Origin of the sequence: Kluyvera chengduensis (assembly GCF_044197065.1) — a bacterium.
GTDB lineage: Bacteria > Pseudomonadota > Gammaproteobacteria > Enterobacterales > Enterobacteriaceae > Kluyvera > Kluyvera ascorbata_C.
Genome location: NZ_JBIQOI010000014.1, coordinates 12,767 through 37,829, shown reverse-complemented (window position 1 = coordinate 37,829; position 25,063 = coordinate 12,767). Strand labels below are relative to the sequence as shown.

The following is a 25,063-nucleotide window of genomic DNA, read 5'->3' as shown; positions in this document are numbered from 1 at the left end:
TTGGGGTGAGTGATATTGTCTGGTTTACGCCTGTATGCGGCTATTTGTCAGGGATGTGAAGGGAATGGCACAACGGGAAAGCAGAAAAAAAAGGCGCTATTAGAGACTAAAAGCGCCTGATGATAATTAATCGAGGGTCGGCCAGTCGACCGGGAGAATGTCGGTTTTCGTCGCGTTGACGGCATCGATATAATCCAGAGTCCTGTTGAGCTGACTTTGTTCGTCATCCGTCAGTGTGCGACCGGCCTGTAATTTGAGCTGAATCACGGCGATAGACGCCAGCGCGGCATTAATCAGCTCAGTTCGATATCGTTCAGCATCTTCAACCGCTGCGGCATGCCGTGCGACGGTATCAGTTACCCATTCGCTACCGTTCCATATATCAAAATCGGTCGCCGGTGAGGCAGAAACAAACCCCTCTTTCAGCCCCCCTAGATAGTTCACACGTACCGCGCTTCGGTCAGCAATTGAATAAACCGTTTCGCCTCGATGGTCTTCTGATGCCTGCCACTGACCATCGTCAAAAATCCACGCCTGACCAGCGACGGGCTCACCGGGCGCAATCATGGTCGAATTACCGGGCAAACTGACGCCAACATGAATATATTCATCAGACCAGCCACGATATTCTTTTGATTTTGCATCGTAATAATATACGCGCACATTCCCGGCGGCCGTCACATAACCTTTTTCATTAAACTGAATCCCCATCATGCAGCCCTCACCAGAAAGTTAAATGCAATATTTCGTGGACGTACTTCCGTTGAATCGTCACGGCCATATGATTCACTGGAACGAGAGGCATCAAAACTAAACCCTCTGCTGTTGATAGCCTGAGCATCCTGGTAGTTAGCAGCGCCCTGAGTTGAGTATGCAAACGCTCCTGAGCCGCCAGCGTATCGGCTATCCATTGCTGTTCTGAATAGACCGGTGATATTTGGTGCGGCATCCAGTTGGCTCGACAGAATTTCGCGATCGACATCAATACCACGCCCATCGTCCCGGACACGGATAAACTCACCGCGCACGTCAGCCAGTACACAGCTCGGATTAATCAGCGCCATAATCGGAAAAACTTCCGGGTCAAATGTCGCGCCGTTCCATTTCAGATAAACATGTTCAGACCATTCAGGGATTAACTCATTAGGCATTTCCTCGGCTGACCAGTAAAACGGAATGCCGATTGGTGCCTCGCCGATCCCGTTTTTTTTCAAACCAAGGTTTTCGAGAACCTCATCAGCGAGACCAGCCTCAGCGATTTCTTTCAACGCGTTTTTAATCAACAGATATTGTGAGTGCGGATTCGCTTTCGCCTCATGCGCTTTGACCTGCTTGTCGACATAGCTCTTTACCTCGATAACGCCGTCATCGACATATTTTCGGGTTGCCAGTACGACTGACGGGTCTACCTTCAGGGTGATAGATGCCGAGCTCGAGACAACCAGAATCATTCGAATCGTCTGCGTTCGACCGCTCCCCTCGGTGAGTAATGGCTTGTAGGTCTCCGGGCAGTTGGCGACCGCAATCAGTACGCCGGTATCGTCATAAAGGCCAATCTCACGGATCCAGAAACCGCCCTCATTCTCGGGGATGACCTGCTCGGCAATAATCTGACCGGCGTCGTTGTCATCGACGCTCAGTGAGTTAATCGCCGCGATTCGGAGCTGGTTAATCAGCGTGGTCTGCGTCGGTGATGGGGTCGGCAGTTTGCCGTTAGCGTCACCGACACCCATTTGTGTGATATTCAGTTTAAGACCGAGTGCGGTCGCGTTCGCCAGTCGCGCCGCGCCCTGATTTGTCAGGGTGGCAAAGTATTTCGTCGTCATGCGCTTACTCGCAGGTTATCAATCAGATGAACGGCCGAAGCCGGATAAAAATCACCACCGACGACAATCTCTTCAGCGGTGAAGGGGTAAACCGATAAAATGTCGCCGTCGTAACAGGTCGCCCCCACATACGCGACGCCGGTCGTACTCAGGCTGATAGCGAGCCCGGTCAGGTGGCGGCTCGCCGGTTTGGCACCGGCAATCAGGCGCTCGAGCTCCTGAAACATTTCGTCGGTGATGCCGGTCTCGAGGACGCCAACAACCAGCCGAAACGTTCCCGGCTCCTCGTTAAGCTCCCACCACTCCTTAACCTGAATCAGATAGCCGAGCGGCTCCACCACGCGCCGTAATGCGGCGATGGTGCCTTTGTGTTGATGGATATAAAACGCTGAGGCGATGACGCTGCGTTTTGTCGCCTCCGGCCACTTTTCATCCCACCGGTCGACGGAAAACGCCCACGCCAGATAGGGCAGCAGCCGCACCGGGCAGGTGCGCCAGTTCCACAACGTGCGAAGCGGTACCGGCACACGCTCGATATCGGCGGCCGCACGAGCGGCGGCAACCTCCAGCACCGACGAGCCAACGGGCAACAGCCGGTTATCACTCATCGGCACCCCCGTCAGCGATGCTGTATTCGGTGCAATAAGATGCCTGGTATTGTGTGAGCACAATGTCAGCCAGTGGCGCGGCCAGCTCGACGCGCTGCACACCTTCAACGTGTAGGGCGGCATAGATGGCTGACCGGCGAATGTCGCGGCCTAAGCGCTGTTGTGCGCTGATATACGCTTTGAGTTTTTCCTCAGCGGCCAGACGGATGGGCTCGGATTCGGGACCAGGATAAAAATAAAGAATCGCGTCAATCTGGTACGGCACAATCTCAGCACTTTGCACCGTCACCCGGTCGCCGACGGGGCGCACGTCTTCAGCATTCAGCGCTTTCTCTACAGCGGCGAGCAGGTCGTCAGGTGCCGTGCCGTCATCCTCACGCGACAGTACGGTAATGGTCACACAGGCCGGTGACGGACTAACGACCGAGACATCAGCGACACGCCCGTCGGCGCTGCGGCCGTGGTATTCATACGCGCCGACCGGACCAGCCACACTGAGCCCCTCGTACGCCTGTTGCGCGCGTAACCGTAAATCAGCGTCAGATTCCATGACCGCCGGTGTCGGCGGGATGGTGCTGTCGTCGGCAGGGGTCACAACCTGACGCGCGGTGTTGTTGTTACCAGCCATCACGTCGAGGTCGTTATTATTCGCATAGGCCAGCGTACAGGCCTGAGCTGCATCGTTCACACGCTGACGCCAGATGACCTCACGGTAGGCGTTTTCCTCGAGATATTTCACCAGTGGTTCAGACTCGAGGGCGAGAGTACGCGCGACAGCTTCCTGTTGCTCTTCAGGGTAAAGCGAGACCAGCGTCGCTTTGCGTTCCGCGAGAATGGTCTCAAAATCCAGCGTTTCCACGACGTCAGGCGCGGGGAGCTGGCTCAGGTCGATGGTTGCCATAAATTCAACTCACAGGGATGGTTAGAGAAATGGTTTTGCCGGTGTCTTTGGTCTCGCCGGTCAGGTCGACAATCATCTGGCCGTTAAACTGGCGTTCGACCGTCAGCGAGCTGATGCTGATGCGCGGCTCCCACTTCAGCAGCGCCATATAACAGGCGCACATAATTTGCAGCTTCAGCGCGTCGGTCTGCGGCATATCAATCAGGGAGAACAGCAGCGAGCCATAATCGCGGCGCATCACGCGAGAGCCGAGCGGCGTTCGCAATATATCGCCACAGCTCTGACTGATGTGCTCAGCGTCAGTGATAGCGCGCCCGGTTGCGCGATTCATGCCGATGTAACGGGTCGTCATTTTGTGCCCTCAGTCCAGTCGCCGCCGCGCTGAATTTTCCCGTGGCCGTGGTCATCCACCTGTACGCCATTTGATTTGAACGTGCCGCCGGTGTGCTCGATATCGCCGCTCATCTTCCCGCCTTTGGTAACCTCGAGCGTTGCGGCCGTCAGTTTGTTGGTGCAGACCACTTCCGGGGTATCGAGGGTGATGCGGGTCTCGGCTTTCACGGTCACCATCGGTACCGTCACGGCGATGGAATCCGACGCCGTAACGTCTGCGGTTTTGATACCACTGACGGTCAGCGCGCCGGTCTCCGGTTCGTATTCGATAACCGCCCCGTCAGGGAAGGTGATGTGAAATGCATCAGCCGACGCCGACGGCGCGGGATGGTCATCAGAGAAAATACCGGGCAACACAAAGGCGGTATCGAGCTCACCACCCACGGCCAGCAGTAAAACCTGTTCGCCCACAGAGGGAGCCCACCACGTGCGAGAGCGACCGGCGCGAGCAGTCAGCCACTGAAGCCAGTCAGTCGTAATGCCGCCAGTCTGGACACGACAGCGCCCGTCATCGAGGTCGACTTCGACGATGACGCCGGTGCGAATCAGGTTGCGAAGGAGGCGTAAAGCATCCTGAAGATTTGCGCGAGTATTCATACAAGGAAGGATGCCGCCCGGTGCTCTGAGCGGCAATTGATGCGGGTTTTACTGTCGATGGCACAACGTTAAACGGACAATTTAGCGATGATAATTTCTTCCACGGTCTGACGGTCTTCAGCACTAAACCCGATGAGCGGTCGGGCGTCGTACTGCACCGGTGCACTGTTTCGCCCTGGCTTATCTTTGAGGCCGTACTGATGCACATTCACCATTCTTTGCACCTTGCCGGCGAACTCCACGACCGCCGCGTCATTTCCCGCCGTGGCTTTCATAAAGCGACTGGTACGGAGCTTCGCGAACATTTCCCGCTTAACCCGGCCTTTTTTCGCTTTCACCGGCTGGCGTTTTCGGGCGGCGTATGGGGTGCCGTCGGGCGCTTTCTGCGTTTTAATCCGGCGCTGTTGTCGGGTTCTCAGGGTCTTCGCGATATCTGCGGCCATCTTGCGCCGGGCGGTCGGTGACAGCGCCGCAATCAGTGCCGCGAGCTTATCGTCGAACGGTTTAAAATCATTCATACCAGCGGCTCAGGTGGCTGAGGTTCCGGCACCGTCTCGATATGCAGTTTATCCCCTTCCTCCCTGACGAGGGTGCGCTCGGTCAGCATCAGGCTGATACTGATATCGGCGCTGTCATTGCTATTGATATCAGCAAAATAGGTGAAGCCCTTTTTGCGTCCCTCATCGGTTGTCATGATATCGGCCTGATGAATTCGCAGCCATGCCTGAATCGGCACGAGCAGCAGCTCGATATCGCCGGTGAAGTCAGTCACCACCACATTGAGCGTGTACTGATTTTCAAACGACAGCGACGTCGCCAGCGTGGAGGCTAATTTCCCGTTATCGATAAAGATGCGCATCATTTCCGGGTTACGAGCCAAATCAGGCACGGCGTCAGTTAAGGCTTTTCGCAGACTCTTCGGCTTGTACATCGATTTTATCCTGACAGTTTTTCACGGTTCTGACCTGAAGCGCACAGCGCTCGAGGGCGCTTTCGAGCTGGCGTATATCCGCGCTTAGATCGCCATTGGTGGCCGGGTCACTTCCCGGCATCGGGCAAAGGCTGACTTTCGGGCAGGCGTTGTAAACAATCACCGGCGTCGGCACAGGCGGCGCGCTGGTGCAACCGGCGCACAGCATCAGGCAAATCAGCGCTATACCAGCGGCGTAGCTGTTCGTTTTCATTGAGTAACCTCGTGATGGTCTGTTCCCGACGTTGCGCCCGAGCTCCGGCTTCCATGAGTTCGCCGCGCAGTAAGACCTGAGCGGTCTCGTTTTCACCACTGATACGGTGGGCGGTTTTTAGCTGGCTTTTCAGCATGCTGATAACCGTTTTCTGGTCACCGGCGACTTTATTCGCCCGTTCAAAAGAGCGGCTCAGGTTGCTGTTTTCGTGACGCAACCACAGGAGCCCGGCCACGGCCAGCACTAACAACACAATCAGCGTTTTCATTGCGCCCCCTTCAGGCAGTATGTGCGCTCGCGAAAGCGCCGATTTTCGAGCCCGGTATTACGGACACCATTCACAAACACCCAGCGGGTGAGCTGGTCACAGGCTTGCCACCATTGCCGGTGATTCAGGTGATAAACCAGCGTTGAACGACAGGCCGCGCCGGTCCCAACGTTAAAGGCGAAGCTGACCAGCGTGTCATAGACCGCCTGTGGCATTTCCACCGGCACACAGACCGCAAGACGTTTTTCGACGTTCAGCACGTCGGCGACCAGATTCGCGGCGGCTTCTTTTTCGGTGATATCCCGTTTCGGTACCACCCCGGCAGTGTGGCCGATGCCTGACGTCCACACGCCCGCGCTGCACTGGTAAGGGCGCAACCGGCAACCCTCGAGGTCGGCAATCAGCGCGAGCCCCTCCGGCGAGGTGTGAAGCAAACGAAAATCAGGCACCAGTGCCGCCAGCGCCAGCACGACGGCCACACTGCAACGTTTAACGAATGAGCCCACGAATAACCCCCTTATCAATCCCCATCGAGACGAGATAGCGGTATTTCTTGCGCTGGTACCAGAAGTTAACCAGCGCGGTAAAAATGGCGCAGCCACCCCCGACATAAAGCGCGAGCCGTTCCGGCGTCTGCGTACCGAAATACGCCAGCGCCACTGACAGCCAGTAGGTCAGGAAGGTCGTGATTTTTTCCACAGTCAGTCCCATAGATTTACGGTCTCCGATACCGGTGCGGCGTCGACTTCAGGCAAGCTGACCGCCGTGCCGTGAGGCAGGACGACGCCCAGCTCAGAGAGACCCGGATTAGCCAACAGCACCGCCTCGACCACGCCCTCTGTGCGCCCGTAATGGCGCTGACATAACGTGTCGAGCGTGTCGCCCTGATGCGCGATGACGTTCATCAGATTTGCCCCACGATGCAGCGCGCTTTGTCCTGGATACGGGCGACCGACCAGCGCATGTCACGCCACATTTCATCGATGGTGTCCTCGATGCTGTCGGCCTTTTTATCGCCTTTGGCGCTGGCATCGACGCCGCGATAACGCTCGTACAGCGTCGCAGTCGTCATTGAGCAAACGGCGTTGAAGTAGTGGAAGACCCGGACGCTTTCGCCGTCGAGCTCATCCGTCGGCACATCCTCGAGGCGCGGGTAACCGGCGGCGAGCTGAAGGTCACGCCATTCGGCCAGCTCGGCGTTGGTCTCGGCCATCGCGGTTTTAATCGCACGACGCAGACGCACCGGCGTCACGGTCTGCTCGAGGCGCATTTCTTCGCGCATGCGCTTCGGGTCAACGTCCGGGAAAAAGGCGGTATTTTTAATTACCGGCTCCTCAACCGGCACCGGCGGGATGACCATCGGGTCGCGCTGTTGCGCCGGGTTATTCATCACAATCGGGGTCATGACTACCTCAAAAATTAGGTGGGCGGTGGTCGCCGGTCGCAGTTGCGGTAAGTTACCGACATTGACCAGCGAGCCGCCCGGCGCGGGGCGCGTTCGGTTAACCGGTGACTTTCCTCGGGCGTCCTCGCCCTCGTTTCACCGGTGAATCTGGTTTTTTAGCGGGTGCCTTTTTCGCGGCGGTTTTCTTCTCCGCTTTTTTAGCGGCGACCGGCTTCGGGAATACCTCGCGGGTGAGCGTCTCAATGTCCTTGCGAACACCGGCGCTAGCGTCGAGCTGTAAGGCGCGTTTCAGATGCCCTAGCGCTTCAGGAAGCTGACCGGCATCACGTAGGGTCAGGCCGGTGACTTTATGCAGTCGGGCGCGCACTTCGTCAGGCATATCGGCGGCATCGGTCAGGCCGATGACCTCAAGCAGCTGTGCGGCATCGACAGGCTCACCGGCCATACGGGCGCGGAGTGCCGCGAGCGCAACCTCTTCAGCCAGCATGTAAGGCGCGGGGCGGGAATGGTTTTCCGGCATCGACAGACCGAAACGCAGCGCATAGCGCGCAATCTCGATCGCACCGGTGATATCCCCCGCATCCAGACGCCAGAGCATCACCGTCATCAGAATGTCATCCTGTGCGCCGGTACCGCTCGCCAGTACGCCAGCGACCCACGGCAGGTACAGCGGGAGTAATTCGCGTTTTTTATCCGCTTTACGTTCTTTCGAGCGAATGTCTGAAAGCGTCCGGCGGTCTGCGGCCAGCTTGACGAGCATTTGCTCGTAAGCTGAGGCATGACGCAGCGGGGCGTTTTCCCGCTGCGATGCCTTGATAGCCGAGACCCGCATCGCGTGACGCTGTGCGGGGGTTGCCATCGGTTACGCCTCCGCGCCGTCAGTGGTGCCGGTTTCATCCGGGGACGCTTCACCGTCAGCGACAGGCGCGCTGGCCGGTGCGGCGGCTGGGGTCATCGACTGCACAGCTTTGACTATTGCCGCCGCGAAAACATCCGCGCTGGTCGCTTCCGGCGTGGCGGTCTCGTCCTGCTCGAGAATTTCGATATTCTCAATCAGGCAACCGGCCTCGTAGTCTTCGACCACGAAATCGACTTTGACCTGTTCGTAGTTTTCCACCTGGTCGAGTTTCGGGTTTTCGACGATGTGGCGGCGGTGGCCGTCTTCGTACAGATAAATCGACAGGTTATCCAGCGTGGTGATCAGGATGCTGTTTGCCGGGAAGAACGGCGCGCGTACGGCCTGAAGCTGACCGATGGTTTTCTGACTGATAATCAGCTCACCGGCGAGCTGTTCGCTGTTCGCCTGGAATTTGTTAATCATCGGGAAGTATTTGTCGGTCAGGATACGGCGACCGCAGATAACGACCATTTCCGGGTTTTCACGGTGAATTTCCGCGACCAGCGATTCAAAGCCATCCATCACCAGCGCGTCGAGGTTGGCGTAATGTCCACCTTTACCCACCTTGATGGTGTTTGAAATCACGGTGCCGTCATCATCGGTGACGCTGGACATAACACGCTCAGGCGCATCGTTGCGGTATTTCTGCAACCAGCCGATCGCCACATCCTGAAGCAGTGGATTCTGAGCACGGTCGGAGGTCGCCGCACGGCTTACGCCGTTAAAGCCGATGGTGATGTAATCCAGCGCCTGACGCTTGATGATGGCGTTACGAATGCGAATCTGGAAATCCTGAAAACGCGCCCACAGGTCGAGCTTGTTGTACTTCAGGTGATAGTCGAAGTTGACCGGGTGGCAGAAATAGCGGTACGCATCCAGCTTGCCAAAATCAGCGGTTTTACGCTCGACGCCGCCGTCGGTGTCAGCGGTGCTGGCAATGGAGCCGGTCACATCGATGCCGACTTTCTCTTCGGTCAGCTCACCAACGGTCACCATGTTGATGAGCTTCAGGAAGCTGGACGACTGCTGGATTTTGTCAAACAGGGTCTGAGTGACTGACGGCTCGACGGTGAATTTTTTGTCGAGGTCGCTGGTCGCGATGCCGTTCAGCTCGGCGATACGGCTCAGGTACTGATTGAATTTAAAACGGGTCTCTTTACGCATGGGTTTTGTATTCCTTCGGGTTTGTCAGGGGTTAGCAGTCGGTCAGCGTGGAGCCGGACGCATCACCGTCGCCACCGGCGCTTAACTTGCGGCGCGGCTGCGTTTTGTCTTCGGTGTGCTCCAGCGTGGTTTTGATGGTGCTGAATTGCTGCGAGGTGGTGGTGGCCTGTTCGGTCAGCGCCTTTTTGACGTCAGCGAGCTCGGTTTCAAGCTGGCTGAAACGTACCTCAGCGCTTTCGCCGTCGGTCTGCACCCGCTCGGCAATAGCGGTTACGGCTTCGTGCACGTCACCGAATCGCGCATCGTCACTCGCCTGTTTACGGCTAAACATGCTTTTCACGGTGTCGCTCAGACGGGTGATGATGGTCTCGGGCTGGTCTTCGAATTCCAGCTCGGCGAGCGTGGCCACAGAGAAGAAATTCTCAGGGCTGGCTTTAAAGCGGTTGAGTGGGTTGTGTTTCGCGGTGCGGCAAAACTCAAGATATTCAGTACCGAGGCTTGCCGGGTCGTCAGTGACGGCCAGACCAACCAGATAGCATTTGCCGCTGTTGGCAAAGTTCGGTTGAATTTCCATTGAGGTATAAACTTTTTGTCCGGCCTTATTCATCGCGATGAGGTCATCGGTCGGCGTGATTCTGGCGAGCAATGCCAGCTTGCCGCTAAGCGCTGAATCATCGTCAATCAATTCGGCTTTCAGCTCGACCACATCGCCATAACGTTTAAATACGCTGTCAGGCAACAGGCCGCGCAGGTGCTCGAGGTTAATGCGGCAACCGTAGACGCGCGGGTCATACGAATCAGCCATTTCCTGAATATCGGTCGCACCGATTACGCGACCGTCGCAGGTGTCACCCTCGACGCCGATGCGAAACCATTTCGAAACTTTTTTAGCCATGAGTCAGGTGTCCTGAGTTGGGTTATCGGGTCGGATGTAGTTTCCCGACTCAGCCTCTCACCAGCCACCTGTTGCGGAAGTGCAACCCCTGACACAACAGGGGGTTAGCGATTAACCCACCCTGAATCTTTAGCCTTGCCGTGTACTCATCACGGCGAGGTTTTATGACCACTACAACCGACACATCACTACTCAACGACCCGCGACGACAGGCCGCGCTTTTGTTCTGGCAGGGTTATTCCGTGCCGCAAATCGCGGAGCAGTTGCAGGTTAAGCGCCCCACGGTGCAGAGCTGGAAACAGCGCGATAAATGGGAAGAGACTGCCCCGCTAAACCGGGTCGAGTTCACGCTCGAGGCGCGGCTGATTCAGCTTTACGCAAAGCCTGACCTGACGCCGCATGACTTCAAAGTCGCGGATTTTCTGGCGCGCCAGATGGAGCGACTCGCAAGGGTTAACCGCTACGGCCAGACCGGCAATGAAGCGGATTTAAACCCGAACGTGGCAAACCGCAACAAAGGGGAAAAGAAGAAGCCGAAAAAGAATTTTTTCAGCGAAGAGGCCATCGAGAAACTCGAGGAGATTTTCCGCGACCAGTCATTCGAGTATCAGCTCGAGTGGTGGCGCGCGGGGCTGGCGCACCGCATACGGCACATTCTGAAATCCCGCCAGATTGGCGCGACGTTCTACTTTGCGCGTGAAGCGCTACTACAGGCGCTGAAGACCGGCCACAACCAGATTTTCTTATCAGCCAGTAAGACACAGGCCTATGTGTTCAGAAAATACATCATCGCCTTTGCCCGACAGGCTGGCGTCGAGCTCACCGGCGATCCGATTGTGCTCGGCAACAATGGCGCTGAGCTGATGTTTCTCGGCACCAATGCCAACACGGCGCAGAGCCACAACGGCGACCTGTATGTCGACGAAATCTTCTGGATCCCCAACTTCCAGAAACTGAAGCGCGTCGCCGGTGGCATGTCATCACAGGAGCACTTGCGCACGACCTATTTTTCGACCCCATCATCGCTGGCACACGGTGCCTATCCGTTCTGGTCGGGCGAACAGTTCAACAAGGGGCGAAATGACAAGAGCGAGCGCGTCGATATCGATATCAGTCACGCCGCACTCGCGAAGGGCGTCGCTTGCCCGGACGGCCAGTGGCGACAGATTGTCACCATCGAGGACGCGCTCGCCAAAGGATGCACCCTGTTTAACATCGATACGCTGAAGCGCGAAAACAGCGTCGAAGAGTTCCGCAACCTGTTTATGTGCGAGTTCGTCGACGACAAAGCGTCGGTATTCCCGTTCGAAGAGCTCCAGCGCTGTATGGTCGACAGTCTCGAAAAATGGGAGGACTACCAGCCCTTCGCCGACCGGCCATTCGGTCACCGTCCTGTGTGGATTGGTTACGACCCGTCATTACGGGGCGACAGTGCCGGGTGCGTGGTCATCGCGCCGCCGGTTGTCGCCGGTGGCCGGTTCCGCATCCTCGAGCGTCACCAGTGGAAAGGGATGGATTTTGCCCAACAGGCCGAATCCATTCGCGAGCTCACGCAGAAATATACCGTGGAATATATCGGCATCGATGCGACCGGGCTCGGTCAGGGCGTCTTCCAGTTGGTGCGCTCGTTCTACCCGGCCGCGCGTGAAATCCGCTACACGCCGGAAATGAAAACCGCAATGGTGCTCAAAGCCAAAGACACCATTCGCCGCGGTTGCCTCGAGTACGACGTCAGCGCAACCGATCTCACGCAGTCGTTTATGTCGATTCGTAAAACCATGACCAGCAGTGGCCGCAGCTCAACCTATGAGGCCAGCCGCACCGAGGAAGCCAGTCACGCTGACCTCGCATGGGCGACCATGCACGTATTAATCAATGAGCCGCTGACCGCCGCCACCGGCGAACAGTCTTCCAGCATTATGGAGTGGAACTAATGAGTAAGAAACGCAACAACAAGCGCCAGCATCCGCCGCGCACCGAAAATCTCACCGCCGCACCGGCACAGAGCATGGAAGCATTCACCTTTGGTGAGCCGACGCCGGTACTCGATCGCCGCGACATTCTCGATTATGTGGAGTGTATCGACAACGGCCAGTGGTACGAGCCGCCGGTGAGTTTCTCCGGGCTGGCGAAGAGCATGCGCGCCGCCGTTCACCACAGCTCACCGATTTACGTGAAGCGTAACATTCTGGTGTCGACCTACATCCCGCACCCGCTGTTATCTCGTCAGGACTTCACCCGGTTCGCGCTCGATTATCTGGTGTTTGGTAATGCGTTTATCGAAGAGCGTCGCGGCCTGACCGGCAAACCGTTAAAGCTGGAAACGTCACCGGCGAAATATACCCGCCGTGGTATCGAGGATGACGTGTATTGGTACATTCAGAGCTATACGCAGCCGCACCAGTTCAAGGCCGGTTCTGTCTTCCACCTGCTCGAGCCTGATATTAATCAGGAGCTTTACGGGATGCCGGAATATCTGAGCGCGCTCAATTCAGCCTGGCTGAATGAGTCGGCGACCCTGTTTCGTCGCAAGTATTACCAGAACGGCGCGCATGCGGGTTACATCATGTATGTGACCGATGCGGCGCAGAACAGCACCGACGTCGAGGCGCTACGAAAGGCGATGCGTGATTCGAAAGGACTCGGCAATTTTAAGAATCTGTTTTTCTACGCGCCGCACGGCAAACCGGACGGGATTAAAATTGTTCCCCTGAGTGAAGTCGCGACGAAGGATGATTTTTTTAATATCAAGAAAGTCAGCGCCGCTGACCTGCTCGACGCGCATCGCATCCCGTTCCAGTTGATGGGCGGCAAGCCTGAGAATGTCGGCTCAGTGGGCGACGTTGAGAAGGTGGCAAAGGTCTTTGTGCGTAACGAGCTCACGCCGCTACAGGCGCGATTCATGGAGCTTAACGAGTGGGCGGGTGAAGAGATTATCCGCTTCGAAAAATACTCGCTCGGCGACGATTAATAACCCCCACCACAGCCGCCCATCGTGGCGGCTTTACCCCCACCGCACACAACGCCCTCAGCGCCACGACACGCCGTCGCCACACCTCAACACCTTACGACCCGGACTCAGCCATTTAAACGGCATAGCGCCGCGCTCAGGCGCTGGAAAAATAAAATAAATACCACGCTCAGTGCGCAATGCTTACCCCGCCACGCCTGCCCGCTTTATGGGGCGGTTTTAATGCAGTTGCATTTAGCCTGCTGTGCTTACTGGCTACTCATCTTGGGTTGTGAACAGACAACTTTTTTTTGCATGCATTTTGATGCAGAATTACCGATGCCGAATTAGATTTTAATAATTTTCTAGAGCTACACACAGTCACAGAGCCCAACATGTGGGCAATAGTGGGAAAAGGGATAAATTATGGTTTCGTCAAACGTTAGAATCACAGCTTTTCCAGCCAAAAGATTTTTTGTGGAAATGCTTACGCGCGACATTGAGTTATCTGACTCTATATTGGATTTATTAGATAACTGTTTGGACGGGGTTTTACGCAAGAATAACTTTACACCCGAGCAGACCTTTGGTAAATCAGATGTATACAAAGGTTACCATGCGCACATTGAGTTTGACGAAAACTACTTCAAAATAGTTGATAACTGTGGTGGCATTCCAGGAGAGCTTGCGGAGAACTATGCTTTTAGATTAGGTAGACCTTCAGAAAGGGAAGCGGAGGAACTACCTACCATTGGTGTTTATGGTATAGGTATGAAACGTGCCATATTTAAGATGGGAACGTCAGCTCAAATTATAAGCAAGACAGATGTGGAACAATTTTCAGTCAATATATCACCTGAATGGATGACTGATGATAATAATTGGTCATTAGATCTTGAGAGGGATAATGTAGATTTAAGTGAAGCTGGTGTTAGTATTACAATAAATAATTTAAGAAATGACATCAAAGCTTCATTGTCAAAAGATCGCGATTTTGAAAGCGATTTAATAAATATTATCTCTAATCACTATAGTTTAATAATAAAAAAAGGCTTTGAGGTTAAAATTAATGGGAAGCTTGTAAAACCAAACAGCACAACTCTTATTTTTGATGAAAATTCTATCAAGGATAATACTGATGGGATCGCGCCGTATATATATACAAATGAATCCAACGGTGTGTCAATAAAGGTTGCTGTTGGTTTCTATCGTAATTTGCCGAGTGATGAGGAAGAAGAACATTTATTGTCAGGCCGTTCGACCACAGAAAAAGCAGGCTGGACTATCATTTGTAATGACCGAGTTGTTCTTCATGCCGATAAATCAAAACTGACTGGATGGGGAGAGGCGGGAGTTCCTCAATATCACACCCAGTTCATTGGTATTTCTGGTGTCGTGATATTTACCTCATCAAAAGCCGAGTTATTACCTATTACGACAACTAAACGTGGCGTTGATGGTAATTCAGAACTATATCTTTCCACAAAAGACTTTATGAGAGAGGGACTCAAGTTCTTTACTGATTTTACCTATAAATGGAAAGCTAATAACGAAGAAAGAAAGCAGATTATAAGCACTGCTTCAAATATGGTATCAACAACAGAAACTGATTTCACAAAATCAATTCCACAGGAAAAATGGTCTACAGTACGTCGTTCTATCGGCGGGCAAGTTTTTAAACCAAAACTTCCGATGCCACGGGATACCGATCCTTTACGTCAGATAAAGTTTAGTCGCCGGCTTAGTGAAATAAAATTAGTTTCAGAATTTATTTTTGAAGATGCAACGCAACCACCAACTGAGATTGGTCAATATTGTTTTGATGAATACTTAAAAAAGGCTAAACAATGAGCACCGGTGGAAGCATCCCATATCATTTAAGGCAAAATAAGGCCATTGAACGAAATCTGTTTATTGAGTCCTTGAGAAGATTGAACAATTATACAAACATATCCGAATATGTATATATTGGGTTTGGCGGACCATTTCTCGAAGACTTTAAACAGGTTCATAATCTTTTAAAAGTGAATCAGATGATATCTATTGAAGGTGATGAAAATGTTCATCGCCGTCAACAGTTCAATAAACCACTATCATGCATAGAATTAGGTCAAGGACCTGAAATGAGTGGTGATTTCATCAATCGCTATAACTTTGATGAAAAGACCATAATTTGGTTAGATTACGCAATGCCTTCTGAACTCAATGCCCAGTTGAATGAAGTTGTGAATTTAATTACAAAGTTAAAACCTAAAGATATCTTTAAAATCACTTTGAATGCACATCCTGAAACATTAGGGAAAGATCCGGGTGAACGGGACCCAAGACCCTATAGATACAGAAGGATAAATGAAATATTAACTGAAAGTTTTATGCCAGTAGATACTACTGAAGAAGATGTGGGATTTAAAAAGTATCCTACTTTACTTATTAATGCATTGAAACGAGCTGTCGGGAATGGTTTAAAAGGACGTAACGATATAAGAATTCATCCTTTAACATCTTTCGTATATAAGGATGGTCAGCAAATGGTTACATTAACAGCCATTGTATTAGAAAATTCAGATGAAGAGGAAGCCAAGTTTATTGATTCATCGAGAATAAGAAATTGGCCATTTTATGCAGGGGAATGGCGAAAACCAAAAGATATTAACGTTCCTGCAATGTCCTTAAAAGAAAGGATTCATATTGAATCGTTATTACCTGAAGCTACAGTTGAGAACATTCATAGGGAATTAGGTTTCTATATTGGCTCCAGTGTTGCTGGAGCCAATATAGACCTTAGTAACTTCATCGAATACTACAAGGTAGTACCATGGTATTCGAAAGTTCTTTTTTAATACTTAAGCAATAATTATATATAGGTAATAGCATAGCCTCCGCAACTAATGGACTAACGCTATTACCTATTTGTCTAAAGCTATGCCATTTAGTAGGGTGGAATCGAAACCAATCGGGAAAACCTTGCAATCTGGCTGCTTCCCGAGGAGTAATGACACGTGCTTGCGTTGGGTGAATCGGTCTAACAGCTTGATAGCTTCCTTTATCACTACCTGTACCGGCTCTTAATGTAGGACAAAAACCATTAGGATCGAGCCGCTGGGATCTTGAAATCTTATCTGTTTCACCAAAAGAAAGGCTGTCATATCTCTTCATTACTTCATCGGAATGTACTGTACCCAAGAATCCTGATACCAGACCATCCTCTAGTTTTTTTAATGATTCGGGATCTCCAACTCTGTTAGGGATATGTCCCCAGAGCCTATCATAGAATCCACCTTTTCTATCCATTTTTACTTTACGCCAACCTTGTGATTCCTCTTGCCATTCTTTTTTTATTATTCGCGGCATGCCATATAAGGCATCTTTAATAAAGGTTTGCTCAATTGCATTTTTTGGAAAGAAGTCAGATTCCTTTAATTGGATTGGATAATCCTTTCTGAAACCAATAAAGAATATACGAGTTCGCGTTGTTGGGGCTCCATAATTTGAAGCGTTAACTTTAATTGGATGCAATAATGTGTAGCGATCACTAACTAATGAAAATGCCTTTTCTCTGACAGAGTTATATTTTTCATTCATAATTCCCGGAACATTTTCAGCTAAAAAACAAATTGGAGATAATTCATTCACAAGTCGAAAGAAATGTACATACAATTCATTCCTTGTATCATCAGCATTTCCTTTACCTATAGAACTAAACCCTTGGCATGGTGGGCCACCAACAATGCAATCTATTTCATTTACATTACATTCAGATAAAATATCTTGAGCAGTCAGTTTACTAACATCCCTATGGAGATGTGCAGAATTGGGGAAATTCAATTTGTGAGAAAAAATAGCATGCTTATCTATTTCAACGGCTCCGGCTAAATTAAAGCCCGCACGCGTTGCCCCCAAGCTTAAACCGCCTACCCCTGAGTATAAATCAACTACATTCATATTTAGATAACCATGCCCAACAATTCAATTAATGATCCTGTATTCTACCATCAATTCTGCTTTTTACTATAGAACTCATTTCCTCTTACTATCTTTCTTGATGTAACTGGCAGGCACCTTGCTCATAAGTATGACTAAGTAGGATGCTAGTTTGCTTACACCTTAGCCAGTTCTCACCTTTCTGACTATTCAGCCTTATAGAAAACATCTTCTTCTGGTTCTTTATTTTCACTGTTTGCAAGGTCTGCAATGAGAGACAGGGCGAGCTTTAGATCCGCTGGTTTGCAGTTCGCAATCAAAGACACCTCGGCGATGAATTGTACACATGCCCACTTTTGCTGCGTCCGGGTGATATGTTCCCCAACCATGAAACCCTCCGAAATATACACTGTATATTTATACAGTATCACGTTATGAGAAATAATTGAAAGCAAAATATCTCTCATTCGTTTTAGGTATGTGCATGATATAGATGTAATTTAGCAATCCACACGCCTTGTGGTTGCAGACAATTCCTCAACACGTTTAAGTATTTTCTCTGTCTTTTCTCTCTGAATGCTGACCTTTACCTGCCGGGATGGCGCAGAAGGGAAGATCTCACCACTGGCCGAACCTTTTCGCCATTTGCCATTAATGCAGCTCGTGCCGCCAGACATTAAATGCAGAGCTTCACCCCGGCTTATGGTTATTCCGGTGGTCAGGCGAATCTCATCGACAGTCTTCTCTATGGCCGTGTTTTTCTCTTCAGAACCGTGGATGTACGGCGGCCTTTTCGCTGGTTTTGGCTTCCTTAGCCGCTTCGTTAGTTCACGCTTTTCATGTCGACTTAGTGGTTTCGATAAATCAAGTACCGGTGGCTCGCTTTCGCTCCCCGTACAGTTATTGACAGAACTCCGAGGGACGGCGAAGCCGTCCTGAAGGTCAACGGCCAAATCAACTGCGTGCTTCGGAACAATCTTCCATTGCGTGAGTCGGGTCAAAATTGGGGTGCCGGCACCGATAAGAGAATCGTAAACACCACGGATGGCGACAGTTTCCTCGCCGTACTGATTAAACTCGGCGCGTGGCTCGTACAATGTACGCACCTGCAAGTCATCACGGCGCACGAATGGCCCACCCTGAGCATTGACATAACCAGCCCAATCACCAGCGTCAGCCGCATCATGAACAGCAGCAAACTCAACGCTGAGGCCGTGAGCAGTCTCGGTATCAGCAAGGCGGCGCAACTCGCGGTAGACGGTCACTGGTGCACCACCGATAAACTGAAATTGACGAATGTGCCACCGTGCAGCCCATGCGGAAACCGCCGGTGCTGTCTCTTTTAACAGCTCGCCGCTTTCATCATCGGTTTCACCATCGAGTGCATAACCATCGATATTTTTCGAAATGTATTTTGCGACATAGCCGGTCGCGCTTCCTTTTTCCGGGTCGATAGCTTCAGCGTGAAAGCGCGCCTTTTTGGCTTTATCACTCTTCAGCTCGTGGCGGTCTCCTTCCCACGCATAATGACGAATGATGAAGCGAACACGCTCGACATCTTCAGGCAACATAAACATCAGCATATGCCAGTGAGGGGTTGCATCATGATGCGGCTCAGCTACACGGATCCCGAAAATGCGGATATCTTCGCGGTGTAGCTTTGCCCGGATTCGCGCCCACAAGCCAGTAAGATAACTTTGCGTGTCTGACGGGCTAGCACCGTTCCATTTACTGTTACGGTAACCCGCTTTAATCGTGGCGTGATATTTAGACGGTGCAGTCAGGGTGTAAAACTCCCCGACGTAACCGAGCTCATTACAGATATTTTCAAACCCGCGAATGCGGGTCATGAGTTCACATCGGCGAATAGCAGGGTTAGCAACGGAGCCATCATATTTTTCAATCAAGCTGATGCGGTTGCCGTCTTCGTCTTCGAGCTCCAGCCCTTTGAGAAATTCACGGGTGCGGCGCTTCTGCTCGCGCCAGTCGGTGACGCAGTTTTTACTCGCATACGGGCGTTTTTTCTTGCTGACATTGCCGATGGCAATTTGCAGATGTTCGCGCCATGCAGCCGCAACGCGACGCAGACGGCCGCGCCACCATGACTCAGTAAACATGCGAATAACGGCGGGGGCGATGTCGTCCTGATTGAAAACTTTGCTTGTCACCCGTTCCCAATGGGGAGGGGTAACGTTGAACTGGCGTGAGATAAATCCGGCGCGCATATACCAGGTATAAAGCGTTTTGAGCTCGCCGAAATCACTGTCATCAATATTGGCAAGCTCACCACGAATGAAGTTCGCTATATCCGCGGCGAGTAAATCAATGTCGGCGCGCGCCATATCTGGGAGGCGGTTGTATCGCGCCACCATATTGACCATGCGTGATGCCAGATACTGAATTAACTGCGTATCAAACTGACCACCAAAAACATCATCAGATACATTCTGGTTAATGCCAGCACACTCATATTTTTTTGCGACCAGTTCTAGGCGCGGCAATGCCTTTTTACAGAAGCTGATTAAAAAAGCATTGGCTCGCTGACTGCCCTGATTCTGCTCCAGAACCGCAGCAGTACGGTAAACGTCAAAGCGCACACACTCTGGCTGAAGAGCGAGCGCCTTTCGGGCATGCAGCAATGCCGCGAACATACGATCGCGGCGTTGTTGCTGGTCATAGGTGAGATAAGGGCTGGCTATTGCCGACCGTGGCGCATTCCATGGGTAAGCAAACGTGTATTTCGTCATGCGATAGCTAACTCCAGTTGAAGTGGGGTCAGCCCTTTTGATTGCCAGTTTGCAATCGATGGAGGGGATACAGCCTCAATAGTATTTTTGAGAATGGCGCAACGTCGTTTGAGAATGACGGCTTTCAGCTCATCCTCTGAAAGATTTTTCGCATAATCGGCCTCACGAATTGCTTTTGTGAGTTCCGGATATTTGACCTCGAATTTCGGCACATTACATGCGAGGTTAGTGCTGTCGGCAGTCGCCAGAGGATAGTTACCCAAAACCCGGCTATCGAGCATGCGAAGTCCGTGTATTCGGGTTGAGAAATTATGCTTGCAGTAAATCATCTCAAACGCTTCCGTCATCCTGCGATGCCAGAGCTGTGTTCTAATGGTTGCATAGTCACCCGACGAGCCGAAACACACTCGCGGCCACTCACGGCAAAGCTCAACCAGACGATGCAGCGACTCATGCAGATGCCAAACTGGCGCGGCCTTATCTTTGAAACAGCGCGGTAACTTAGCGATGAGCGCATCGTTATCAGCCTCGCCGCCCTCAACCACATCAGGGATAACAAAGAATGAAAGCTTGGGGTGATGATAATGAGGAATCAGCCATTGATAGAATTGCTGCCAGTCAATCACTAGGCCGCGCTTCCACGCAGAAAAAGCCCCGTTATCAATTGCGACAGACAGGGCGTATTTAATTGATGCAGCTAATTGGTCTGGACGTGCAAACGATACAAACGCACCGGCACCATTTACCGCAATGCGATGAACGTTACCGGCGTCACCCCATACAGGCGTACCGTGGTAATGAATAATCCCAGCCACGTTATCGACCATATTTATTTCTCAGGCCCATATTGAAAGGCTGCCGCACACATTTGCCCTATAAGCTCTATTTCAGCCGCAATCTCTTCGAGAGCAACTAACTCAGCGGTTTGAATGTGATGGTGGAGCAATCCATTAATAAGCTGATTAATCTTTGGATAATAGCCGATTGTGTCGAGCCATTCTTCGCCAGCTTTTTTACCGGATTTTGCAACCTTCTTTTCATTGAGAATAAATTGATACTGGTCGCTGGTAATTACCCATTTGTCGCCAATCTCGATATGAATACTCACTTATTTATCTCCTGATAACCGATTGATACCTGGTCAACAATGTTGCTCACCATTTCATACAAAGCTTTCCCGGCAGCAGGGTCATTAATTCCGGCCAGAGTGCCCATTGCTAACCCGACAGCCCTGACCTTCACCAGTGCCTCTACTGCACCCAACTTCTGAGCCTTGAGATGCTCCTGTTCGTCAGCCTCCCGGCGTTGTTGCAGTTCTATCAATCCGGCCAGTAGACGAACGTGAAAACCTTCCGCTTTTAGCCCCCAAATCAGCCGAGTCAGCTCACTTGCTGTGAGCTGTTGGGTTTCATCAACCATCAGTGCAGCTCCTGAGATTCGTTTTCGTAGCGAGTAGCTTCGCGGCGCAGAAGTTCAGCCGCTTCTTTGCCGCTCATATCTGTATTGGTAATGTGAACGGCCAGAGCCTCTAGACGGATTGAAACGGCTAAAGCGCGGTCTTTGCGCTCTTCTTTTTTGGCTTCTTTAAACAGGGTCGCCAATACGTCATCGCCAGTACCGCTCGGCGTTGATAAGAAAATAGTTCGACTCATAAAAACTCCTGAATTTAGGTAAAAGAATGCCCGGCGGGTTTACGCCATGAATTTCTGTTGTGGGTTAATTCGGCATGGTTAGCCGTTTTGGAAATAAGCTCACCACTGCACGAAAATGATTCATCGCTGTAATAAGCGCTTTTTTCTCGTCAGTCGTCAGCTCACTTAATTCGAGCTCATGACGAGCTGTCGGTATTTTTGCCAGAAAGAATATTGCGGCTAGTGCGCGGCTATTCTCTTCAAACAGTGGATCACGTTTATTGCGCATGTCGCGGATAAACTGCTCGACCTCTTTCCAGCCATCACCCCAAAACCGGGCGCGTAACTCAGCGATATGATTCAAACCTGCCAGTCGTTCACCGGCGGTCAGTGGCGCAGACAGTTCAACAGCTTCGAGAGCCATGATTCCCCCTGCTTATTGGTCGACAATCCAGCCAGTAAATCAGCTTGCGACCGGCTCGGATGCCAGCGCTTACCGTTATCACCTGCAATCCAGCCGTGGCCGTAATGCATCGATGGGCTTTGCTTAACGAGTAGTGATGCGAAAGAGGGCTCTTTAGTCAGCATAACCACCTCACACCAAACCGAATGTTGCGCCGATTCCGGTCATGGTATCGACAACGCTCGACATGGCCGGGTTGGCCTGTAAGCGAGCTTGTAACGCCAGAGCTGAAAGCGACAACATGCGGATCCCTGAATTAACACTCGCAATCATGTTTTGTTTACGAGCAGGGGTCAGGCGTTCTGTCGTTACTGCACCGCTTGCTAGTTGCCCGAGTTCGCTCATAGCGTGCATGACGTATGACTGTAATTTATCTTTCGCAAGCTCATTAACCGGTACGCAAGGCAGACAATGGATCTGAGCCAGAAAACCATCGACTAAAGTCGAGTCTTCGGTCAGGTCTGTCAGTGTCCAGATTTCACGAGGAGTGAGCTGGTGCGGTTGTTCCGGGTTGAGTTTGTTGTAAAGCGTATGCGGCTTTATACCGGCTTTAATTGCCAGCTCTTTCACGTTGTGCGTAGCCGCGAATTTTCGACACGCATCTTCGAAGTGTTCATGTGAGGAAACGCGAAAATCTAACATGCTGAAACTCCCTCTAACTTGCAAAATTAAGTTACTGGAACACGGCGTAACGAGAATTTAGAGCCTGAGCGAGCAAACGCGTACGGAATGCGATCATGTTGATACGACCGGCACAGCCTTCGCGAGTACGGGGTACAAGCAGCAGCTCACCGCGCTTAATCATGTCTTTTACGGTGTTCAGACTGCACCCGTATTGCTCAGCAAATTCTTCATATGACATGAAGTCCGGGCCTTGAGGGATTGCAATTTGAATATTCATAGGTGAATATCTCCGGTTATGTTTGTTTTTGGTATGTTCTCGCACATTTGCGGTGTGTTGAGGCAAAGGTTAATCCCGTTTGGGTTTTATGTAAATACCCCAACGAGTATTTAAAGGTGTCTCATATGGGTAATGATGTTGGCGATGTTAAGCAAGTTATTGAAAGAATTCTAATTTCATATGGTGTTAGGACTCGTCAAGCGTACTCAGAAATAACTAAAGTTCCTCTATCAACTATCAGTAATTGGGTTGCGCGCGGTAATGTACCTGGTGATTACGTCGTGCAATGCGTTTTAGATACAGGTGCAGACATTAAGTGGCTTATGGAAGGGGTTGAACTTACAAATGTAAGATTTGAGCCGGGCAACTACCCCATGAAGGGAATCAGACTGATGGCGGCTATGCAAAATTCAGGCGGGAAAGAGATTTTGCAGCGCATCATGCAAGCTTACGGATTTACCATGCAAAAGGAGCTGGGCGACCATCTTGATATACCGTCAGGCACTATGAGCGCATGGGTAAGGCGTGACCATTTCCCCGGCGATGTGGTTATAGTCTGTGCTCTCGATACTGGCGTATCTCTGTACTGGTTGGCGACTGGTGTTGGTTCCATGAATGAGCAACAGGCTCAATCACAACGAGAGCCAATTACTTCTTTACCCGCGGGTCTCAAACAAATTACGAAATACAGTATCCAGACGGGGCAGCTTTCGGAGAGCGGCGCTTGGTTTTGCGATGAGACGTTGATTGAAGCAGGGGTGAATAATCCTGTTCTGGTCGAAAAAACAGGCCAGCGCTGGCTTGTGGATCTGGACGCTAAAAATATTGCTAATGGACGATGGCTTATTGATGTTGATGGCACCTGTGATGTGTACGATGTGGCTCGACTCCCCGGTAATCGTCTGACTGTCAAAAATGGAGCCTCTCAGTTTGAGTGTCTTGTCGATGAAATCAAATGCGTCGGCATGGTCTTTCTGACATTGAGCAAAAGTATTTAATCATGACTGTTAAAAAGCTTTCGTCAGGCGAGTGGCTATGTGATTTTCGCGTTGATGGGCGCGAGAGCCGCCGTGTTCGTAAACGCTTTCCCACTAAAGGTGAGGCGGTATCTTACGAGCAATATTATCGTGACGAGGCAAAAAATAAGCCGTGGATGTCAGAGAAAGAAGACCGCCGCAAGCTCAGTGAAATTATTCAGCTTTGGCACAATCTTCACGGTCAGGCATTAGTCGCGAGCAAATCCCGTTTTGCAAAACTACAGATTGTTTGTAACGGCTTAGGTGACCCGGTCGCCTCACAACTGACTGCTAAAGATTGGGCACATTATCGCGACCAACGGCTCAGCGGGAAAATTGATAACGGCTATCACAAAGACCCCGCGAAATGGGTAGCAAAACCAATCACCGTCAATCGTGAGCAACAATATCTCGAAGCGGTTTTCAATGAGTTGAAGCGGTTAGGGGAATGGAGCTTACCAAATCCTCTTGATGGTATTCGCGTCTTTAAAGAAGCTGAGAAAGAGATGTCATGGTTGACACTCGAGCAAATCCCACAGCTTTTAAATGCATGCCACCAATATGGACATGATGACCTGACCCAGATAGCCGAAATATGCCTGGCAACCGGTGCGCGGTGGGGTGAGGCTCAACGGTTAACCCGGCCACAGCTTTCACCACACAAGCTGACATTCACAAAAACCAAAGGCAAAAAAAACCGCACAGTTCCGATCCCGTTATGGCTTTATGAGAAATTATCCAAACGTCAGGGGCGTATGTTTAAGCCTTGCTATCAAGAGTTCAAAAAAATGCTGTTGCTTACCGATATTGAGCTGACAGAAGGGCAGAAGACACATGTACTTCGCCACACCTTCGGTGCGCATTTTATGATGAACGGCGGGAATATTTTGGTACTACAGAAGATACTCGGGCATGCAAATATTCGCGAAACAATGAAGTATGCACACTTTGCCCCTGACCATCTTGAACAAGCAGTTGAGCTAAATCCTCTGAGCTTGGTTATGTCCACCGAATGTCCACCGAGCATGTGCGAGGATGGGTCAGAACATACCTAGGATGTGCGTAACTTATTGTTATTTTTATAAATCATTGTTTTTTAAAGGCGTTCTTTAGAAGCGTCTTAACTAAGATTCGCGCAAGCGACATCCTGTTAAAAAGGGCTGGCCGAAAGGCTGGCCCTTTTTTTATATATGTGGTCAGTTATGGCACGGTGTAACGCTAACGGATTTAAAAATCCCCCATAAAAAATGGCACCTCTCGTTAACAGTTATTAGCTAAATCATTTACAATGCCCG

General features: G+C 51.2%; 34 protein-coding genes and 1 pseudogene. 7 read left to right on the top strand and 28 right to left on the bottom strand.

Features of this window, described 5'->3' with window-relative positions; all coding sequences use genetic code 11:
- Positions 1 to 126: 126 nt before the first annotated feature.
- The 17 genes from ACH1XZ_RS22150 to ACH1XZ_RS22070 all read right to left on the bottom strand — a co-directional run bounded on the left by ACH1XZ_RS22150 (position 127) and on the right by ACH1XZ_RS22070 (position 10,139).
- Positions 127 to 714 carry a tail fiber assembly protein gene (locus ACH1XZ_RS22150; protein WP_395597187.1) on the bottom strand — a complete coding sequence of 196 codons (588 nt, stop codon included), beginning with the start codon at positions 712 to 714 and terminating at the stop codon, positions 127 to 129.
- Positions 711 to 1,826, bottom strand: coding sequence for a phage tail protein (locus ACH1XZ_RS22145; protein ID WP_395597186.1), 1,116 nt, complete (start codon positions 1,824 to 1,826; stop codon positions 711 to 713). The genes ACH1XZ_RS22150 and ACH1XZ_RS22145 overlap by 4 nt, the downstream gene beginning before the upstream one ends.
- Positions 1,823 to 2,434 (bottom strand): phage tail protein I, encoded by a 612-nt coding sequence (locus tag ACH1XZ_RS22140; RefSeq protein ID WP_395597185.1) that lies wholly within the window; start codon positions 2,432 to 2,434, stop codon positions 1,823 to 1,825. The genes ACH1XZ_RS22145 and ACH1XZ_RS22140 overlap by 4 nt, the downstream gene beginning before the upstream one ends.
- Positions 2,427 to 3,335 (bottom strand): baseplate assembly protein, encoded by a 909-nt coding sequence (locus tag ACH1XZ_RS22135; protein WP_395597184.1) that lies wholly within the window; start codon positions 3,333 to 3,335, stop codon positions 2,427 to 2,429. The genes ACH1XZ_RS22140 and ACH1XZ_RS22135 overlap by 8 nt, the downstream gene beginning before the upstream one ends.
- Positions 3,336 to 3,339: 4 nt before the next feature.
- Positions 3,340 to 3,687, bottom strand: a complete 348-nt coding sequence (locus ACH1XZ_RS22130; RefSeq protein WP_395597183.1) for a GPW/gp25 family protein — start codon at positions 3,685 to 3,687, stop codon at positions 3,340 to 3,342.
- On the bottom strand, positions 3,684 to 4,325 hold the full coding sequence (locus tag ACH1XZ_RS22125) for a phage baseplate assembly protein V (RefSeq protein WP_395597182.1): 642 nt from the start codon (positions 4,323 to 4,325) through the stop codon (positions 3,684 to 3,686). The genes ACH1XZ_RS22130 and ACH1XZ_RS22125 overlap by 4 nt, the downstream gene beginning before the upstream one ends.
- Positions 4,326 to 4,393: 68 nt before the next feature.
- Entirely contained in the window at positions 4,394 to 4,843 is a 450-nt protein-coding gene (locus tag ACH1XZ_RS22120) for a phage virion morphogenesis protein (protein WP_395597181.1), read from the bottom strand.
- Entirely contained in the window at positions 4,840 to 5,256 is a 417-nt protein-coding gene (locus ACH1XZ_RS22115; RefSeq protein ID WP_395597180.1) for a phage tail protein, read from the bottom strand. Before ACH1XZ_RS22115 ends, ACH1XZ_RS22120 begins: the two co-directional genes overlap by 4 nt.
- The gene (gene lysC / locus ACH1XZ_RS22110; protein ID WP_395597179.1) at positions 5,219 to 5,464 is read right to left on the bottom strand and encodes an Rz1-like lysis system protein LysC; all 246 of its coding nucleotides are present in this window, start codon (positions 5,462 to 5,464) and stop codon (positions 5,219 to 5,221) included. The genes ACH1XZ_RS22115 and lysC overlap by 38 nt, the downstream gene beginning before the upstream one ends.
- Entirely contained in the window at positions 5,364 to 5,777 is a 414-nt protein-coding gene (gene lysB / locus ACH1XZ_RS22105; RefSeq protein ID WP_395597178.1) for an Rz-like lysis system protein LysB, read from the bottom strand. The genes lysC and lysB overlap by 101 nt, the downstream gene beginning before the upstream one ends.
- Entirely contained in the window at positions 5,774 to 6,283 is a 510-nt protein-coding gene (locus ACH1XZ_RS22100; protein ID WP_395597177.1) for a lysozyme, read from the bottom strand. The genes lysB and ACH1XZ_RS22100 overlap by 4 nt, the downstream gene beginning before the upstream one ends.
- Complete coding sequence (locus ACH1XZ_RS22095; RefSeq protein ID WP_266027227.1) at positions 6,267 to 6,488, bottom strand: phage holin family protein; 222 nt, start codon at positions 6,486 to 6,488, stop codon at positions 6,267 to 6,269. The genes ACH1XZ_RS22100 and ACH1XZ_RS22095 overlap by 17 nt, the downstream gene beginning before the upstream one ends.
- A complete protein-coding gene (locus ACH1XZ_RS22090; protein WP_266027226.1) occupies positions 6,479 to 6,682 on the bottom strand; it encodes a tail protein X in 204 nt (67 codons plus the stop codon). The genes ACH1XZ_RS22095 and ACH1XZ_RS22090 overlap by 10 nt, the downstream gene beginning before the upstream one ends.
- Positions 6,682 to 7,182, bottom strand: coding sequence for a head completion/stabilization protein (locus tag ACH1XZ_RS22085; protein ID WP_266027225.1), 501 nt, complete (start codon positions 7,180 to 7,182; stop codon positions 6,682 to 6,684). Before ACH1XZ_RS22085 ends, ACH1XZ_RS22090 begins: the two co-directional genes overlap by 1 nt.
- A 97-nt stretch (positions 7,183 to 7,279) precedes the next feature.
- Positions 7,280 to 8,041 (bottom strand): phage terminase small subunit, encoded by a 762-nt coding sequence (locus ACH1XZ_RS22080; RefSeq protein ID WP_395597176.1) that lies wholly within the window; start codon positions 8,039 to 8,041, stop codon positions 7,280 to 7,282.
- Positions 8,042 to 8,044: 3 nt separating this feature from the next.
- Positions 8,045 to 9,244, bottom strand: coding sequence for a phage major capsid protein, P2 family (locus ACH1XZ_RS22075; RefSeq protein WP_395597175.1), 1,200 nt, complete (start codon positions 9,242 to 9,244; stop codon positions 8,045 to 8,047).
- A 31-nt stretch (positions 9,245 to 9,275) separates the two neighbouring features.
- Positions 9,276 to 10,139 (bottom strand): GPO family capsid scaffolding protein, encoded by an 864-nt coding sequence (locus tag ACH1XZ_RS22070; RefSeq protein ID WP_395597174.1) that lies wholly within the window; start codon positions 10,137 to 10,139, stop codon positions 9,276 to 9,278.
- Between the two features lie 164 nt (positions 10,140 to 10,303).
- Here ACH1XZ_RS22070 and ACH1XZ_RS22065 point away from each other — a divergent pair, with 164 nt between their 5' ends.
- The 4 genes from ACH1XZ_RS22065 (at position 10,304) to ACH1XZ_RS22050 (ending at position 15,929) form a co-directional block, all read left to right on the top strand.
- Positions 10,304 to 12,073 (top strand): terminase ATPase subunit family protein, encoded by a 1,770-nt coding sequence (locus ACH1XZ_RS22065; RefSeq protein ID WP_395597173.1) that lies wholly within the window; start codon positions 10,304 to 10,306, stop codon positions 12,071 to 12,073.
- A complete protein-coding gene (locus ACH1XZ_RS22060; RefSeq protein ID WP_395597172.1) occupies positions 12,073 to 13,110 on the top strand; it encodes a phage portal protein in 1,038 nt (345 codons plus the stop codon). The genes ACH1XZ_RS22065 and ACH1XZ_RS22060 overlap by 1 nt, the downstream gene beginning before the upstream one ends.
- A gap of 405 nt (positions 13,111 to 13,515) precedes the next feature.
- Complete coding sequence (locus tag ACH1XZ_RS22055) at positions 13,516 to 14,940, top strand: ATP-binding protein (protein WP_395597171.1); 1,425 nt, start codon at positions 13,516 to 13,518, stop codon at positions 14,938 to 14,940.
- Positions 14,937 to 15,929: an O-methyltransferase gene (locus ACH1XZ_RS22050; protein ID WP_395597170.1), complete on the top strand. Its 993-nt coding sequence runs from the start codon at positions 14,937 to 14,939 to the stop codon at positions 15,927 to 15,929. The genes ACH1XZ_RS22055 and ACH1XZ_RS22050 overlap by 4 nt, the downstream gene beginning before the upstream one ends.
- On the opposite strand, the gene ACH1XZ_RS22045 is transcribed toward ACH1XZ_RS22050, so the two are convergent.
- The 11 genes from ACH1XZ_RS22045 to ACH1XZ_RS21995 all read right to left on the bottom strand — a co-directional run bounded on the left by ACH1XZ_RS22045 (position 15,880) and on the right by ACH1XZ_RS21995 (position 22,656).
- A complete protein-coding gene (locus ACH1XZ_RS22045) occupies positions 15,880 to 17,031 on the bottom strand; it encodes a DNA cytosine methyltransferase (RefSeq protein ID WP_395597169.1) in 1,152 nt (383 codons plus the stop codon). The genes ACH1XZ_RS22050 and ACH1XZ_RS22045 overlap by 50 nt on opposite strands.
- Before the next feature lie 185 nt (positions 17,032 to 17,216).
- Positions 17,217 to 17,399 (bottom strand): hypothetical protein, encoded by a 183-nt coding sequence (locus ACH1XZ_RS22040; RefSeq protein ID WP_395597168.1) that lies wholly within the window; start codon positions 17,397 to 17,399, stop codon positions 17,217 to 17,219.
- Positions 17,400 to 17,510: 111 nt separating this feature from the next.
- Positions 17,511 to 19,757 carry a replication endonuclease gene (locus tag ACH1XZ_RS22035; RefSeq protein WP_395597167.1) on the bottom strand — a complete coding sequence of 749 codons (2,247 nt, stop codon included), beginning with the start codon at positions 19,755 to 19,757 and terminating at the stop codon, positions 17,511 to 17,513.
- Positions 19,754 to 20,584 (bottom strand): hypothetical protein, encoded by an 831-nt coding sequence (locus ACH1XZ_RS22030; protein WP_395597166.1) that lies wholly within the window; start codon positions 20,582 to 20,584, stop codon positions 19,754 to 19,756. The genes ACH1XZ_RS22035 and ACH1XZ_RS22030 overlap by 4 nt, the downstream gene beginning before the upstream one ends.
- A gap of 2 nt (positions 20,585 to 20,586) precedes the next feature.
- On the bottom strand, positions 20,587 to 20,865 hold the full coding sequence (locus tag ACH1XZ_RS22025) for a DUF5405 family protein (RefSeq protein ID WP_395597165.1): 279 nt from the start codon (positions 20,863 to 20,865) through the stop codon (positions 20,587 to 20,589).
- A complete protein-coding gene (locus tag ACH1XZ_RS22020) occupies positions 20,862 to 21,176 on the bottom strand; it encodes a hypothetical protein (RefSeq protein WP_395597164.1) in 315 nt (104 codons plus the stop codon). The genes ACH1XZ_RS22025 and ACH1XZ_RS22020 overlap by 4 nt, the downstream gene beginning before the upstream one ends.
- Positions 21,176 to 21,409, bottom strand: coding sequence for a DUF2732 family protein (locus ACH1XZ_RS22015; protein WP_395597163.1), 234 nt, complete (start codon positions 21,407 to 21,409; stop codon positions 21,176 to 21,178). Before ACH1XZ_RS22015 ends, ACH1XZ_RS22020 begins: the two co-directional genes overlap by 1 nt.
- A gap of 64 nt (positions 21,410 to 21,473) precedes the next feature.
- The gene (locus ACH1XZ_RS22010; RefSeq protein ID WP_185656656.1) at positions 21,474 to 21,812 is read right to left on the bottom strand and encodes a DUF5347 domain-containing protein; all 339 of its coding nucleotides are present in this window, start codon (positions 21,810 to 21,812) and stop codon (positions 21,474 to 21,476) included.
- Positions 21,776 to 21,976, bottom strand: a complete 201-nt coding sequence (locus ACH1XZ_RS22005; RefSeq protein WP_368894484.1) for a phage filamentation protein Fil family protein — start codon at positions 21,974 to 21,976, stop codon at positions 21,776 to 21,778. Before ACH1XZ_RS22005 ends, ACH1XZ_RS22010 begins: the two co-directional genes overlap by 37 nt.
- A 7-nt stretch (positions 21,977 to 21,983) precedes the next feature.
- Positions 21,984 to 22,493 carry a phage regulatory CII family protein gene (locus tag ACH1XZ_RS22000; protein ID WP_368894485.1) on the bottom strand — a complete coding sequence of 170 codons (510 nt, stop codon included), beginning with the start codon at positions 22,491 to 22,493 and terminating at the stop codon, positions 21,984 to 21,986.
- A 31-nt stretch (positions 22,494 to 22,524) separates the two neighbouring features.
- The gene (locus tag ACH1XZ_RS21995; protein WP_181396400.1) at positions 22,525 to 22,656 is read right to left on the bottom strand and encodes a hypothetical protein; all 132 of its coding nucleotides are present in this window, start codon (positions 22,654 to 22,656) and stop codon (positions 22,525 to 22,527) included.
- Positions 22,657 to 22,877: 221 nt separating this feature from the next.
- On the opposite strand from ACH1XZ_RS21995, the pseudogene ACH1XZ_RS21990 reads away from it, so the two are divergent.
- The 3 genes and pseudogenes from ACH1XZ_RS21990 to ACH1XZ_RS21980 all read left to right on the top strand — a co-directional run.
- Positions 22,878 to 23,075, top strand: a pseudogene (locus tag ACH1XZ_RS21990) (helix-turn-helix domain-containing protein); the annotation flags it as partial.
- A 78-nt stretch (positions 23,076 to 23,153) separates the two neighbouring features.
- Positions 23,154 to 23,750: a phage repressor protein CI gene (locus tag ACH1XZ_RS21985; RefSeq protein ID WP_395597207.1), complete on the top strand. Its 597-nt coding sequence runs from the start codon at positions 23,154 to 23,156 to the stop codon at positions 23,748 to 23,750.
- Positions 23,751 to 23,752: 2 nt separating this feature from the next.
- Complete coding sequence (locus ACH1XZ_RS21980; protein ID WP_395597206.1) at positions 23,753 to 24,823, top strand: site-specific integrase; 1,071 nt, start codon at positions 23,753 to 23,755, stop codon at positions 24,821 to 24,823.
- Positions 24,824 to 25,063: the final 240 nt, after the last annotated feature.